Source organism: Muricoccus harenae (genome assembly GCF_009848505.1).
Taxonomy (GTDB): domain Bacteria; phylum Pseudomonadota; class Alphaproteobacteria; order Acetobacterales; family Acetobacteraceae; genus Roseomonas; species Roseomonas harenae.
In genome coordinates, this window is the sequence record NZ_WWDL01000002.1 from 205,881 (window position 1) to 219,870 (window position 13,990).

General features: G+C 67.0%; 13 protein-coding genes. 9 read left to right on the top strand and 4 right to left on the bottom strand.

Translation table 11 applies throughout. The annotated features are described in order from the left end of the window. Nucleotides 1-15 precede the first annotated feature (15 nt). Genes leuB through leuC form a run of 3 tightly spaced genes read right to left on the bottom strand, consistent with a single transcriptional unit; the run spans nt 16 to nt 3,149 of the window. On the bottom strand, nt 16-1,095 hold the full coding sequence (gene leuB, locus GSE44_RS03195) for a 3-isopropylmalate dehydrogenase (protein ID WP_159347233.1): 1,080 nt from the start codon (nt 1,093-1,095) through the stop codon (nt 16-18). A 30-nt stretch (nt 1,096-1,125) separates the two neighbouring features. Beyond that, nucleotides 1,126-1,725, bottom strand: a complete 600-nt coding sequence (leuD, locus tag GSE44_RS03200) for a 3-isopropylmalate dehydratase small subunit (protein ID WP_159347235.1) — start codon at nt 1,723-1,725, stop codon at nt 1,126-1,128. Between the two features lie 2 nt (nt 1,726-1,727). Next, entirely contained in the window at nt 1,728-3,149 is a 1,422-nt protein-coding gene (gene leuC, locus GSE44_RS03205) for a 3-isopropylmalate dehydratase large subunit (protein WP_159347237.1), read from the bottom strand. A gap of 309 nt (nt 3,150-3,458) precedes the next feature. Here leuC and GSE44_RS03210 point away from each other — a divergent pair, with 309 nt between their 5' ends. The 7 genes from GSE44_RS03210 to GSE44_RS03240 all read left to right on the top strand — a co-directional run bounded on the left by GSE44_RS03210 (nt 3,459) and on the right by GSE44_RS03240 (nt 11,731). Further along, nucleotides 3,459-4,502, top strand: coding sequence for a LacI family DNA-binding transcriptional regulator (locus GSE44_RS03210; protein WP_159347240.1), 1,044 nt, complete (start codon nt 3,459-3,461; stop codon nt 4,500-4,502). A gap of 226 nt (nt 4,503-4,728) precedes the next feature. Next, complete coding sequence (gene pehA / locus GSE44_RS03215; protein WP_235924525.1) at nt 4,729-6,246, top strand: phosphoric/sulfuric ester hydrolase PehA; 1,518 nt, start codon at nt 4,729-4,731, stop codon at nt 6,244-6,246. Beyond that, entirely contained in the window at nt 6,243-7,871 is a 1,629-nt protein-coding gene (locus GSE44_RS03220) for an ABC transporter substrate-binding protein (protein ID WP_159347244.1), read from the top strand. The genes pehA and GSE44_RS03220 overlap by 4 nt, the downstream gene beginning before the upstream one ends. Then, nucleotides 7,871-8,857, top strand: coding sequence for an ABC transporter ATP-binding protein (locus GSE44_RS03225; protein WP_159347246.1), 987 nt, complete (start codon nt 7,871-7,873; stop codon nt 8,855-8,857). Before GSE44_RS03220 ends, GSE44_RS03225 begins: the two co-directional genes overlap by 1 nt. Nucleotides 8,858-8,874: 17 nt before the next feature. Next, complete coding sequence (locus GSE44_RS03230; protein ID WP_159347248.1) at nt 8,875-9,903, top strand: ABC transporter ATP-binding protein; 1,029 nt, start codon at nt 8,875-8,877, stop codon at nt 9,901-9,903. Beyond that, nucleotides 9,903-10,838 (top strand): ABC transporter permease, encoded by a 936-nt coding sequence (locus GSE44_RS03235; protein WP_201305912.1) that lies wholly within the window; start codon nt 9,903-9,905, stop codon nt 10,836-10,838. The genes GSE44_RS03230 and GSE44_RS03235 overlap by 1 nt, the downstream gene beginning before the upstream one ends. Then, nucleotides 10,838-11,731: an ABC transporter permease gene (locus GSE44_RS03240; RefSeq protein ID WP_159347250.1), complete on the top strand. Its 894-nt coding sequence runs from the start codon at nt 10,838-10,840 to the stop codon at nt 11,729-11,731. Before GSE44_RS03235 ends, GSE44_RS03240 begins: the two co-directional genes overlap by 1 nt. A 43-nt stretch (nt 11,732-11,774) precedes the next feature. Here the strand turns inward: GSE44_RS03240 and GSE44_RS03245 are convergent, their stop codons facing one another. Next, the gene (locus GSE44_RS03245) at nt 11,775-12,455 is read right to left on the bottom strand and encodes an LbetaH domain-containing protein (RefSeq protein WP_159347252.1); all 681 of its coding nucleotides are present in this window, start codon (nt 12,453-12,455) and stop codon (nt 11,775-11,777) included. A 449-nt stretch (nt 12,456-12,904) separates the two neighbouring features. On the opposite strand from GSE44_RS03245, the gene GSE44_RS03250 reads away from it, so the two are divergent. Then, nucleotides 12,905-13,147 (top strand): hypothetical protein, encoded by a 243-nt coding sequence (locus GSE44_RS03250; protein WP_159347254.1) that lies wholly within the window; start codon nt 12,905-12,907, stop codon nt 13,145-13,147. Nucleotides 13,148-13,615: 468 nt separating this feature from the next. Continuing rightward, nucleotides 13,616-13,984 carry a hypothetical protein gene (locus GSE44_RS03255; RefSeq protein ID WP_159347256.1) on the top strand — a complete coding sequence of 123 codons (369 nt, stop codon included), beginning with the start codon at nt 13,616-13,618 and terminating at the stop codon, nt 13,982-13,984. The last annotated feature ends 6 nt before the right edge of the window (nt 13,985-13,990 follow it).

The window sequence follows — 13,990 nt, forward strand, 5'->3', positions numbered from 1 at the left end:
TGCTCCGATGCCGGGCTAATTCCTTATGCGGCCAACAGCCGCAGCGACCGCATCTCCCATCTCGGCCGTGCCGACACGGCGGGCGCCGTCCTGCATGATGTCCGGGGTGCGGTAGCCCTCCGCGAGCACGTGGCGCACCGCCGCCTCGATGAGGCGCGCACCCTCCTCGTGCCGTAGCGAATGACGCAGCATCATCGCGGCGGACATGATCGACGCGAGCGGATTTGCGAGGTCCTGCCCTGCGATATCGGGCGCGGATCCATGAACCGGCTCGTAGAGGCCATTCCCGGAAGGGCCGATGGAGGCTGAGGGCAGCATGCCGATCGACCCCGTGAGCATGGCCGCGGCATCCGACAGGATGTCGCCGAACATATTGCCCGTGACCATGACGTCGAAGTCGCGGGGGCGGCGGATCAGGTGCATGGAGGCCGCATCCACATAGAGATGCGTCAGCTCGACATCGGGGTATTCCTGCCCGACCTCCGTGACAACCTCACGCCACAGCACCATGGTTTCCAGTACATTGGCCTTGTCCACGGAGCAGACCTTCCGGCGGCGCCCCCTCGCGGCGCGAAAGGCGCAATGCGCGATGCGGCGGATCTCTGACTCCCGGTAGTGCATGGTGTTGATGCCATAGCGTTCACCGGATTCATCCCGGTGCACGCCGCGGGGCGTGCCGAAATAGATGTCACCGGTCAGCTCGCGCAGCACGATGAGGTCCACGCCCTCGACCACCTCCCGGCGCAGCGTCGAGGCGCCGATCAGCTCCGGAAAGGCGAAGACGGGCCGGAAATTGGCATAGAGGTCCAACGCCTTGCGCAGGCGCAGCAGCCCATGGCCGCCGCGCTTCTCCGGGGGCAGGAGATCGCTCTCATAGGTCCCGGCGGCGCCGAAGAGGATGCCGTCGGCGCGACGGGCCGCGTCCAGCGTCGCATCGGGCAGGGGGTCCCCTTCGGCGTCCAGCGCAGCATCGCCGATCAGTCCATCCGCGATCTCGAACTGGGGTCCGTTGGCGGCGACGGCGCGCAGCGCCTTGAGCGCCTGTGCCGTCACTTCCGGGCCGATCCCGTCCCCTGGCAGAACCAAAATCCTCACGCGCGTCTCCTTTTCGGCCGGGGCCGGATGTCAGCGGTTTTCCCTGCCGTAGCGGTTCATGAAGGCGTCGATCTGCGGCGCCAGTTCCTGCGTGTAGGCAAGCTCGTCGATGCCGTTCAGCAGGCAGTGGCGGGAGAAGGGATCAACCTCGAAGCGGTGCACGGTGCCATCCGGGGTCGTGACCGTCTGCTCCTCCAGATCAACCTGCACACGGGCGCCGGGCTGCTCCTGCAAGGCAGCAAGAAGGTCGGTCACGACGGGCTGCGGGAGCACCACGGGCAACAGGCCGTTCTTCAGGCTGTTGGAAAAGAAAATATCGCCGAAGCTTGGCGCGATGGCCGCCCGGAAGCCGTGATCATGCAGCGCCCAGACGGCGTTCTCGCGCGACGAACCGCAGGCGAAGTTGCGATCGGCGACGATGATCCTGGCCTCGGCGAATGCCTCCTGGTTCAGCGGAAACGCCGGATCCGGCGTGCCGTCCGCCCGCCGGCGAACATCGTGGAACAGATAGGTCCCGTGATTGTCGCTGCGCGGCTTGTGCAGGAAGCGCGCCGGGGTGATCTGATCCGTATCCACATTCGGCCGGTCGATCGGCATGGCCGCGGCATCCAGACGGCGGAAGACCTCCATGCTCAGCCCTCCAGCCGGCGTATGTCGGTGAGCCGGCCAGTCACGGCCGCCGCAGCCGCCATGGCGGGCCCCATCAGATGAGTGCGGGCCTTCGGCCCCTGCCGCCCGACGAAGTTTCGATTGGAAGTCGAGGCGCAGCGCTGACCCGGCGCCACGATCTCCCCATTGGTGCCCAGGCACATGGAGCAGCCCGCCTCCCGCCATTCGAAGCCGGCTTCGAGGAAGACGCGGTGCAGCCCTTCGGCCTCGGCCTGCTCCCGAACCAGGCCGGATCCGGGAACGACCCAGGCCTGGACGCGCGGGGCGACGCGGCGGCCGCGCACCACGGCGGCCGCACTGCGCAGATCCTCGATACGGCCATTGGTGCAGGAGCCGATGAACACGCGGTCGACAGGAATGTCGGCGAGCGCGGTGCCGGGGCTCAGGCCCATATAGTCCAGCGCCCGCTCCATCGCGCCGCGCCGCTCCGGGTCCGGCGTGTCCGCAGGATCGGGTACGGTGGCGCTGATCGGCAGAGCATCCTCTGGCGAGGTGCCCCAGGTAACCATGGGTTCGATGGCGCCGGCATCGAGTGTGACCTCGCGGTCGAAGACTGCGCCGGGGTCACTGGGGAGGGCGCGCCAGCGCGCCAGGGCGGCGTCCCAGTCGCGGCCTTTTGGCGCGTAAGGACGGCCGGCGAGATAGGCGTAGGTGGTCTCGTCCGGTGCAACCATCCCGGCGCGCGCGCCTGCCTCGATCGACATGTTGCACAGGGTCAGCCGGCTTTCCATGGACAGGCCGGTGATGGCCGAGCCGGCATATTCGATGACATGGCCGGTCGCCCCTGCCGTGCCGATCTGCGCGATGATGGCCAGGATCACGTCCTTGGCGCCGACGCCGGGACCCAGCTCTCCTTCAACTGCGATCCGCATGGTCTTCGGCTTGCGCTGCCACAGCGTCTGGGTCGCAAGCACATGCGTGGCTTCCGTCATGCCGACACCGAAGGCCAGGGCACCAAGCGCTCCATGGGTCGAGGTGTGGCTGTCGGCACAGACGATCAGCAGCCCGGGTTGGCTGAGCCCTTCCTCCGGGCCGATGACGTGGACGATGCCCTGGCGGCGGTCTTCGAGGCCGAACAGGGTGATGCCATGGGCCGCGGTGTCGCGCTCCAGCGCCTCCACCATGCCGCGCCGCTCGGCGTCCGCAATCTGAGCGACCTTGCGATGATCGGTCGGAACATAATGGTCTGGCGTCGCGAAGATGCGGTCCGGCGCGCGTGGAGCGATGCCGCGCTGACGCAGCGTGACGAAAGCGGGCGCCGTGCCGTCGTGGATCAGGTGTCGGTCCACGAACAGCAGCACTTGGCCGTCTTCACGCTCGAGAATGCGATGGCGATCCCAAATCTTTTCGAACAGGGTGCGTGGCGGGGAGGCCGTGTCGCTCATGCCGGAAATCCCGCCGAAGTCCGCGCCGTTTCACGGGATGCCGCTCCGCACATCGAATGATCTTCCTCCCTCCTAATGCCATGCCGTCATTTCGTGCGGGGCGCGGCTGATCCTGGACGTTAGGGAGCGTCTGGAGGCGATGTCCAGCAAAATCGTGCACACGGTTGCATTGTGGCCGCAGCAGCGTTTCTACAGAATCAGGAGAACCCCCGGTGGTTATTCACTCACTCCTAGCCCCTGTGCGTAATATTAGTGCAAACGTACGCATGATGCGGTTTCCTGCGATCGCTGCTGCTGTACAAGGCGGCCATGGACACCGCGCCGAGCCGCCGATCCGACCCGCCGCATGAGCGGCCGACCGTGCGGACCTTGGCGCGGATGGCGGGGGTCGCCGTCTCCACCGTGTCGCGGGCCCTGAAGAATGATCCGCGGATCTCGCCGGATGTGCGCCGGCGCATCGCGGAGCTGGCGCAACGGGCAGGCTACATGCCCAATGCCCTGGCCCGTACTCTGTCGGGCGGACGAAGCGGGCTGATAGGCTTCGTGCTGGGCTCCATGCACAATCCCTTCTACGCGGAAATGCTGGAGCAGGCCGTCGCACAGGCCGCCGAACGCGGCCTGCGGCTGCTGATCGTCCATGTGGGCCCGGGCCCGATCGAGGAAACCACCTCCAATGCCCTGTTGCAGTACCAGGTTGATGGTTGCCTTATCGCCTCCGCGGAGCTGACATCCCGCGCGGCCGATATCTGCGCGGCCCGGGGCGTTCCCGTTGTCATGGTCAACCGCGTGGCCCGGCGCCACGGCAGTTCCGTATCCTGCGACAACACTGCCGGGGGCCGAGAGGTCGCAGCCTTCCTGCTGGCAGGCGAACATCGGCGCTTTGCCATCGTGCACGGCACTGTCGGCGTCTCGACCACCGACGACCGCGAGCGCGGCTTCTGCGCTGGCCTCGCCGAAGCCGGTCTCCACCTGAGTCAACACCTCCCGGGAAACTCCACCTATGAGGGAGGATACGCCGCCGGCTGCCATATCGCGCAGCTGGGCGATGCGGAGCAGCCCGATGCTGTCTTTGCCCTGAATGATATCATGGCGATGGGCGTGCTCGACGCGTTGCGTGCTGCGGGAGCCCGGGTGCCGGAGGAAGTATCCGTCATCGGCTTCGACAATGTCCCGGCCTCGGGGCGGCCCGGCTATGCGTTGACGACCCTGGGCCAACCCTTGGGGCTCATGGTGCGCCGTAGTCTGGATCTTCTGACCGCGCGGATCGAGGACCCTGCACTGCCCGAGGAGACGGTCGTGCTGCGGGGGCAGCTGATCGTCCGCCGGTCGGCCCGATTGCCCTCCACGGCGTAGCCGGGCGGCACGTTGTTCCGGATGCGGCAAGGGGCACCGGGCGCATCAAGGGAAGCAGCCGCTATTCCTTGCCCTTTCCGAAGGTGAAGCTGGCTCCGATCGCTGTCATCGAAGAGCAATCAAACCGCCCTCTCCATGTAGCACCCCGGCACTAAGGCGTCCCCACACCAAGGGACCCGCCTCGACTGACATGCCAGCTGCCCCATCCAGATCCAGTCGCCGTAACGTGCTCCTTATCGTTGTCGATCAGTGGCGCGCCGATTTCGTCCCGGCTCTCGGTGCCGGCTTCCTCAAGACGCCGAACCTGGACCGCCTGTGCCGGGAAGGCGTCACCTTCCGGAACCACATCACCAATACCGTTCCCTGCGGACCAGCCCGCGCCAGCCTGCTGACCGGGCTGTACCTGATGAACCACCGGGCGGTGCAGAACACCGTGCCGCTGGATGCGCGCCATACCAATCTGGCGAAGGAGCTGCGGCGGATCGGCTACGACCCGGCGCTGATCGGCTACACCACCACCACGCCTGATCCCCGCACGACCGGCCCGCTCGATCCACGCTTCACGACCCTGGGCGACCTGATGGAAGGCTTTCGCGCCGTGGGTGCCTTCGAGCCCACGATGGACGGCTATTTCGGCTGGCTCGCGCAGAAAGGCTACGAACTGCCGCCGAACCGCGAGGACATCTGGCTGCCGGAGGGCGCGGACCATGTGCCCGGCGCCACGGACCGCCCCAGCCGCATTCCGGCGGAACTGTCGGACACATCCTATTTCACGGAGCGTGCGCTCACCTACCTCAAGGGGCGCAACGGCAAGCCCTGGTTCCTGCACCTCGGCTACTATCGCCCTCATCCGCCTTTCATCGCGCCCGCTCCCTACAACGCGATGTACCGGCCGGAAGACATGCCCGCCCTCCGCCGGCAGGACAGCTGGCAGGAAGAGGCGAAGCAGCATCCGCTGCTGGACTTCTACCTGCACGGCATCAGCCAGGGATCCTTCTTCCACGGCGCCGGCGGCGCCGCGACCGAACTGGATGCCGGCGCGGTGGCGCAGATGCGCGCGACTTATTCTGGCATGATTTCGGAGGTCGATGCCGCACTCGGTCAGGTGGTTGCCCATCTCGACGAGACGGACCAGTGGAAGGACACGCTGGTCATCTTCACCTCGGACCACGGAGAGCAGCTCGGCGATCACTACCTGCTGGGCAAGATCGGCTACCATGATGAGAGCTTCCGCATTCCGCTGGTGATCAAGGACCCGGATGCACCCGCCGATGCCGCCGGGCGGATCGAGGATGCTTTCACTGAGAGCGTGGATGTCATGCCCACGATCCTCGACTGGCTCGGCGGAGACATCCCCCGTGCCTGCGACGGCCATTCCCTTCTGCCTCTCGTCTCGGGCGAGAAGCCAGAAGATTGGCGAACCCATCTCTTCTACGAATACGACTTCCGAGATGTCTTCTACTCGCGGCCGCAGTCTGCCCTCGACATGCCGATCGATGATTGCTCGCTCTGTGTCGTGCAGGATGCGAACTGGAAATACGTCCATTTCGCCGCGCTTCCACCCTTGCTGTTCGATCTGCGGCGGGACCCCCACGGCTTCGACAACCTGGCCGAGGATCACGCCTATGCCAGCGTGGTGCGTGACTACGCGCAGCGCGCCCTGTCCCACCGCATGCGCCATGCCGAGCGCACGCTGACCCATTTCCGCGCCACCCCTCAGGGCCTCGAGGAACGAATCCCATGATGCTGTCCCGCCGTCCCCTTCTGCTGGGCGCCGCAGCCGCTGCCGCTCTCCCGCGCTTCGCGATCGGCCAAACCGACCAGCGGCCGTCCATCTCGATCGCGGTCCAGAAGATCACCAACTCCAATACGCTCGAGGTGCTGCGCGAGCAGTCGAATGTGGGCGAGCGGGTGTTTTTCTCCTCCCTTTGGGAAGGGCTGATCAGCCGCGATTGGCTGAACGGGCTGGGCCCGGTTCCGGGCCTCGCCACCGAATGGCGCCGCATCTCCGACAGCGTGGTCGAGCTGAAGCTCCGCGAGGGCGTCCGCTTCCACAACGGCGACGTGATGACGGCCGAGGATGTGGCCTTCTCCTTCGGGCCGGAGCGCATGTTCGGCACCACCCAGCCGACCGCACAGGGCCGCACCATCGCCGTGCGCGGCGACATCATCCCGTCCCCTGCCGCGCGTGAGCTGCCGGTGGAGGTGACAGGCGTGGCCCGCCGCGCCTGGCCGGCCCTGGAACGCGTCGAGATCGTGGACAAGAACACTGTCCGCTTCCACAACGCAACGCCGGACGTGACGCTGGAAGGCCGTATCTCGCGGTCCGGCAGCGAGATCATCTCGCGCCGTGCCTATCAGGAGGCGAACGGTTGGTTCGACTGGGCGCGGAAGCCCGTGCTCACCGGCCCCTACAAGATTATCGAGTTCCGTCCGGACCACTCCCTGACGCTTGCCGCGCATGATGAGTATTGGGGCGGCCGTCCGCCGCTGCGGCAGATCCGCTTCCTGGAGGTCCCAGAGGTTTCGGCCCGCATCAATGCACTGAAGACTGGCGAAGTGCAGTTTGCCTGCGACATTCCGCCCGACCAGATCGGCGGCATCGAGCGCGACCGCGCCTATGAGGTGCAGGGTGGCACGATCCTGAATCACCGCCTGACCTGCTTCGACAAGAACCACGCGGCGCTGACCGACGCCCGCGTGCGCCGCGCCTTCACCCACGCAATCGACCGCAAGGCGATCGTGGACAGCCTCTGGGGTGGCCGGACCGTCGTCCCCCGCGGACTGCAGTTCGAGTATTTCGGGGACATGTTCGTCTCCGACTGGGAGGTGCCGCGCTATGACCCGGCCGAGGCGCGCCGCCTGCTCAAGGAGGCGAATTACAAGGGTGACGCGATCCCCTATCGTCTGCTGAACAACTACTACACGAACCAGACGCCGACGGCGCAGATCCTGGTCGAGATGTGGCGCCAGGTCGGGCTGAACGTCTCGATCGACATGAAGGAGAACTGGTCTCAGATCCTGGAGCGCGGCGATAACCGCGCGGTGCGGGACTGGTCCAACTCGGCGCCCTTCAACGACCCGGTTTCCTCCCTCGTCGCGCAGCATGGGCCGAACGGGCAGCAGCAGCAGGTCGGCGAGTACGCGAACGAGGAGCTGAACAAGCTCGCGGTCGAGCTGGAGACGAGCACGGACCGTGCCCGCCGAAAGGTGGTGTTCCGCCGGATGCTGGAGATCGCGGAGCGCGAGGACCCTGCCTATACGGTGCTGCACCAGAACGCGACCTTCACCGCCAAGCGCAAGGATATCCGCTGGAAGGCCTCGCCCGCCTTCGCGATGGACTTCCGGCAGGGCAACTGGGGCGCTTGATGACGCCGCTGGTGGAAATCCGCGGCCTTGCCGCCGCCTTCGACGATGTGCCTGCCCTGCGAGGGGTGGACCTCACCGTCGGGCGCGGCGAGGCGGTGGCGCTGGTGGGAGAGTCCGGCTGCGGCAAGTCCGTGACCTGGCTCGCGGCCCTTGGGCTGCTGCCGGCGAAGGCAAAGGTGTCGGGCAGCGTGCGGCTGGACGGGCAGGAAATCCTGCACGCCCCGCCGGCGATGCTGGACCGGGTGCGGGGTGGCCGAGTGGTCATGATCTTCCAGGATCCCGCCAGCAGCCTGAACCCGGTGCACCGGATTGGACGCCAGGTCGCAGAGGCGCTGCGCCTTCACCGGGGCCTGTCCGGCGCCGCCGCGCGTGCGGAGGCACGGCGGCTGCTGGACCGTGTGGGCATGCCCGATGCGAGGCGTCGCCTGGATGCCTATCCGCATGAACTGTCCGGCGGACAGAACCAGCGCGTGATGATTGCCATGGCGCTCGCCGGTTCGCCCGAGCTTCTGGTCGCCGACGAGCCGACCACGGCGCTCGACGTGACCATCCAGGCCCAGATCCTGGAACTGCTCGGCGAAATCCGGCGGGATACGGGGATGGCCCTGGTGCTCATCTCCCACGACCTCGGCGTGGTGGCCGAGACCTGCGATCGGGTCTGCGTCATGTATGCGGGCCGGATCGTGGAGGAGACGGCCTCGACTGAACTCTTCTCCGCCCCGGCGCATCCCTATTCCGCAGGGCTCCTTGCTGCCTTGCCGCCGATTGACGGGCCGCGCCAACCGCTTGCCGCCATTCCGGGCAGCGTGCCGGAGCCTTGGGCCATGCCGGCCGGCTGTCCCTTCGGTCCGCGCTGCTCGCATCACGTGGCGGATTGCGATGCCGCAGCGCCGTCCCTCGCCGCCGTCGCTCCCGGCCACCGCGCGGCCTGCATCCGCCCGGTTCACCACGCCCGGGCGGCGGCTTCCATGCTTCTGCCGGCATGACCGGTCTTCAGGATACCATGGCCGAACCGCTGCTTCACGCCCAGGATCTCGTCCGGCGCTATGCCATGCGCCAGGGCCTCTTCGCCCGCCCGGCCGAGGTGCGCGCGGTGGATGGGGTGTCCCTGACCCTGCATCGAGGGCGGACGCTCGGCCTCGTGGGTGAATCCGGCTGCGGCAAGTCCACGACCGGTCGCATGGTGCTGGGGCTGGAACTGCCGGATTCCGGCGGCGTCGCCTTCGCCAATGAGCGCATGCCCCCGCCGGGCACGCCGGAATGGCGCCGCCTCCGAGCCCGGATGGCGATGGTCTACCAGGACCCGGTGGGCGCGCTGGACCGGCGCCTGAGCATCGGTGCGCAGGTGGCGGAGCCGCTGGAGATCCACGGCATCGGCACGCGGGCGGATCGCACCGGTCGGGTGGAGGCCCTTCTGCGCGACGTGGGGCTGCGTCCGGACCATGCCGGACGCTACCCGCATGAGCTTTCGGGCGGGCAGCGCCAGCGCGCCGTGCTGGCGCGGGCGCTTGCCACGGGGCCGGACCTGCTAGTCTGCGACGAGCCAATCAGTGCGCTGGACGTCTCCATCCAGGCGCAGGTGATGAACCTGCTGGCCGAGGTGCAGTCGCGCACCGGCATCGCCATGCTCTTCATCTCCCACGATCTGCGCGCGGTGCGGCAGATGAGCCACCGCGTGGCCGTGATGTATCTCGGGCGGGTGGTGGAGGAGGGGGAGCCGGACGCCGTTCTGCAGGACCCGGCCCATCCCTATGCGCAGGCCCTCGTCTCCGCCATCCCGCATCCCGGGCGGCGCGGCGGCCGTATCGTGCTGCGCGGAGACCCACCCAATCCCGCCGCCCGGCCCTCAGGCTGCGCCTTTCATCCGCGCTGCGCCGCTGCCTTGGCCCGCTGCGCGCAGGAGGCTCCCGCGCTCAAGCGCCGCGCCTCTGATGGACGGCTGGTGGCCTGCCATGTCGCCCATGGCGATGCGGCGCCGGGTACGGGCGTGGCGACCGCTCCTATCCCTGCCCAGACGCGCGAGGCTGCCTGATGCTCCGCTTCTTTGGCATCCGCCTCGCCCGTGCCCTGCTGACGCTGGTGCTGGTGGTGACCTTCGCCTTCGTCGTCCTGCGCCTCTCCGGCGACCCTGCGCTGCTCATCATGTCGCCCGATGCGCCTCCCGAAGCGATCGCGGCCTTCCGCAAGGCCTGGGGCCTCGATGACCCGATCTGGCAGCAGTACCTTCGCTATTTCGCGGCTATCTTCCAAGGCGACCTGGGCCTGTCCATGCGCGATGGCCGCCCGGCGATCGCACTGGTCGCCGAGCGCATCCCCGCGACCCTTGCGCTGACCTTGCCGGCGCTTGCGATCAAGATCGGCCTGGGCATTCCCGCGGGCGTCTATGCGGCGCTGCACCGGAACTCCTTCGCCGATCGCGCCGTGATGCTGCTGGCGGTGGCGGGCTTCACCGTGCCGTCCTTCGTGCTGGGATTGCTCCTGGTGCTGGTCTTCGCGGTGCAGCTTGGCTGGCTGCCCTCTGGTGGGCAGGAAAGCTGGCGGCATGCGGTGCTGCCGGTGCTCACCCTGGGCATCGGTGGCGCGGCGGTGCTGGCGCGCTTCACGCGCTCGGCCATGCTGGAGGTGCTGGGGCAGCCCTATATGCGGACGGCCCTCGCCAAGGGCGTGCCCTGGGCCGTGGCCGTGCGCCGCCACGCCCTGCCGAACGCGGCCATCCCAACTGTGACCATCGTGGGCTTCATGGTCGGTAGCCTGCTCGCCGGCGCCGTGGTGGTGGAGAGCGTCTTTTCCTGGCTCGGGGTCGGGCGGCTGCTGGTGGTGGCGGTGGCAAACCGGGACCTCGCCGTGGTGCAATGCATCCTGCTGCTCGTCGCGACCACCATGGTCATTGCCAATCTCGTGGTGGATCTTCTTTACGGCGCCCTGGATCCACGCCTGCGCGTGGCGCCGAAGGGAGCGACGGCCTGATGTCGGACACCACACTCGATCCGGCGGCGATCGCATCGCCTGTGGTCGTTACCCCGCCAGCCCGCAAGCGCCTCCGTGTCCCGCCGCTGGTGATCCTCGCCATCCTCTGGCTGGCGTTGATGCTTTTCACGGCCTTCGCGGCGGAGCTGATCAGCCCCTTTTCCTTCACGGCCATGGATCTGCGGAACCGCCTGTCGCCACCGATCGGCCTGGGCGGGGAATGGTTGCACCCGCTGGGGACCGATGAGCTGGGGCGCGACGTGCTCTCTCGCCTCATCACGTCCATCCGCATGAGCCTGCTGATCGCCTTCGGGGCGACCGTCATCTCTGCCGTTCTCGGTGTCTCGCTGGGCTTCCTCGCGGCCCATTTCCGCGGACTGGTGGAGCAGGCCGTGCTGGCCCTGGTGGATTTTCAGGCCGCCATGCCCTTCCTGATCCTGGCGCTCGCGGTGCTGGCCTTCTTCGGGAACTCGCTGCCCCTCTTCATCTGCCTCCTGGGCCTGAACGGGTGGGAGCGCTATGCGCGGATCGCGCGTGGTCTGGCAGTCAGCGCCGGGGCGCAGGGCTATGCGGCGGCGGTACGGCAACTCGGCGCCTCACCCTGGCGGGTCTATGGGCGGCATGTGCTGCCGAACATCGCCTCGACCCTGATCGTCTCGATGACGCTCGCTTTCCCCGAGATCATCCTGCTGGAAAGCGGGCTTTCCTTCCTGGGTCTCGGTGTGCAACCGCCGATGACCTCCCTGGGCAACATGGTGGGCTATGGCCGGGAATACCTGACCCGGGCGCCGTGGGTCCTGCTGGCGCCCTCCGCGATAATCGTCCTGACCACGCTCTCGGTCAGCCTGTTGGGCGATTGGCTGCGGGACCGGCTGGATCCCACGCTCCGCTGAGGGGAGGGGGCTTCCGTCTTCCGGGAAGCCCCCTTGTCCCGACCTAGCCAGGTAGGCCCGGGTCATATTTCGCACAGAAGGTCTCGGCACCCAGCGCACGGAAGTCCTGCAACGCCTCGCTCAACCGCTCATCCGGCCAGTCCCACCAGGCGATGCGGAGCAGGGAGGCGATGACCTCGGGCGCGAAGCGGGCTCGCAGCACGCGGCCAGGCACCCCAACCACGATCGCGAAGGCCGGAACGTCCTTCGTCACCACCGCTCCCGCACCGATCGCCGCCCCCGCGCCTATGGTCACGCCGGGAAGGAGGATCGCGCCATGCCCGATCCACACATCCGGCCCGAGCGTCACCCTATGCCCGCGGCGCCATTCAAAGAACGCGGCATCGTCACCGCCGAGGCCATAGGCGGAGGAGCGATAGGTGAAGTGGTTGAGCGCCACCCGCTCCAGCGGATGGTTGCCCGGATTGATCCGGACCTGCGAGGCGATGGAACAGAAGCGCCCAATTTCCGAATAGATGATGTCGCTGTCATTCGCGACATAGGCGTAGTCACCGAAGCAGCTTTCCGCCACCTGGCTGCGGGCACCCACCTCGCACCAGCGGCCGAAGCGGCTGTCCCGGACACGAGCAGTGGGATGGATGGAGGGCGCATCGCCTAGCCTCTTGCCCAATGTGTCCGGATCGTTGGCTGGCGCTGGCGGAATGCTGTTCGTGGCGTCGGTCATGAAGGTCCTCGCAGTTGCGGGCGCCGATGATTCAGGACATCCGAATGATTTTCTCCCATGCCTGGATGACATTCCCTGTAAGGATCGATGACGGAGTTCCTGGCTTCATTGGGGCCTTGGAGGAAGTGGCATCAGGAGCCGATATCCTGACTGGCATCGAGGTTTCCTAGATCATGGGCCTGCTGGTCTTCGGCACGGAATGAGATGTAAGGAGGTTCCCTGCCATGGCCCCTATGCCAGGCATGGCAATTCGGTTCCTGCCCCTGGCGCCTGGGGTTTCCCGCGCTGCGGCCAAAATGTTGAGCGGTTGGCTTCTGGGCCTCTGGCGCAAGTTCAAATCTGTGCCGCGCGTGGCGCCGGCATAATTTGAGGGCAGACGCAGGGCCGCGGATCGGGCCGCGTTCATCACGGAGAGCGGCAATGGGCCGATGGGGACTAGGGAAGGATTGATGTCAGCAAAGCTTTGGTCCCTGGGCGTCTTCCTCGTGGCGCTGGGGGTGGCTGCCCATGTGGTGGGGTGGGAAGCCCTGCTTTGGCTGCCCAGGGTTGCCATGGATTCGCTTCTTTGGGCCCCGGCGGCGTTGGTTGACCTCATCCGCTCGGCGCCTGCCACCTTCGGGGTGATCGCACTGGGCGTGGTGCTGATGGTGGTCGCGCGCCTGATGGGGCGTCGGAAGGATCGCGGCGGCTAGGCCGCCGTGGCGCCGGGTGGATGCGAGTTCGTTCCGGAGCATCGGATTCGGCTCGGAACGCCCTGAGGAGGATCCACACCGCCGGCGCCTTGACCGTCAGCGGGACGAGATGAAGATAAGAACTGCCGTCGTCACGCCATATGCGGGAGAAGCCGCCGCGACGCTGTCGAGATGCTGCACCAGCGTGCAAGCGCAATCCTATCCTTGCACGCGTATCCTGGTTGCGGATGACTCTACGAGTGCCGAAACCTAGCGATGGACCGAAGATCACATCATCCTGCCAAGAGTGCACCGCGACCACAGCAACACCCCCCGTGCTTCGGCGCGATCTCAGCTTGAAACCAGGGCGTCGACGCTGTGGCCTGTCTCGACGCCGATAACTGATACGCCCCTGATCGCATCGCCAGCCTCGTCGATCTGTGCAGGCTCCAGGATCCTCACGCAACGTTCAGCGAGCAGCGCATCGTGATGCAGGGTGACACGATCCTGGCGATCCCGGATTCGGATGACGCAGCGCGCATCCCCGCGGACACCAACTGCATGTTCTTCACGTCGAAAGCTGCGCACGTCACCATAGCCTGGGCGATGATGGATCAGTCCCTGTCGCCCATCTGCGACCGCGTGAGCTACATCCTCATCCGCAAGCTTGGCCTGCCGCGTGGTTGGACGGACCTGCATACCGTCTACTTCTGGCCCGTATATTCCCACCATCATACATTGGCCGGCAGGCTTGCGCCCGAAGTGACGCATGACATGAACCTGCCCGCCATCCGGCGCGACTACTCCCGCGAGCGATGCGCAGACCGGCCTGGCTTCGTGGCCCAGATCAGTTCCTGAGGGCTC

What these genes read in the sequence shown, in the direction of transcription:
- leuD (WP_159347235.1), bottom strand. Translation starts at nt 1,725, where the DNA reads ATGGAGGTCTTCCGCCGTCTGGATGCCGCGGCCATGCCGATCGACCGG.
- leuC (WP_159347237.1), bottom strand. Translation starts at nt 3,149, where the DNA reads ATGAGCGACACGGCCTCCCCGCCACGCACCCTGTTCGAAAAGATTTGG.
- GSE44_RS03210 (WP_159347240.1), top strand. Translation starts at nt 3,459, where the DNA reads ATGGACACCGCGCCGAGCCGCCGATCCGACCCGCCGCATGAGCGGCCG.
- GSE44_RS03220 (WP_159347244.1), top strand. Translation starts at nt 6,243, where the DNA reads ATGATGCTGTCCCGCCGTCCCCTTCTGCTGGGCGCCGCAGCCGCTGCC.
- GSE44_RS03225 (WP_159347246.1), top strand. Translation starts at nt 7,871, where the DNA reads ATGACGCCGCTGGTGGAAATCCGCGGCCTTGCCGCCGCCTTCGACGAT.
- GSE44_RS03230 (WP_159347248.1), top strand. Translation starts at nt 8,875, where the DNA reads ATGGCCGAACCGCTGCTTCACGCCCAGGATCTCGTCCGGCGCTATGCC.
- GSE44_RS03235 (WP_201305912.1), top strand. Translation starts at nt 9,903, where the DNA reads ATGCTCCGCTTCTTTGGCATCCGCCTCGCCCGTGCCCTGCTGACGCTG.
- GSE44_RS03240 (WP_159347250.1), top strand. Translation starts at nt 10,838, where the DNA reads ATGTCGGACACCACACTCGATCCGGCGGCGATCGCATCGCCTGTGGTC.
- GSE44_RS03245 (WP_159347252.1), bottom strand. Translation starts at nt 12,455, where the DNA reads ATGACCGACGCCACGAACAGCATTCCGCCAGCGCCAGCCAACGATCCG.
- GSE44_RS03250 (WP_159347254.1), top strand. Translation starts at nt 12,905, where the DNA reads ATGTCAGCAAAGCTTTGGTCCCTGGGCGTCTTCCTCGTGGCGCTGGGG.
- GSE44_RS03255 (WP_159347256.1), top strand. Translation starts at nt 13,616, where the DNA reads ATGCAGGGTGACACGATCCTGGCGATCCCGGATTCGGATGACGCAGCG.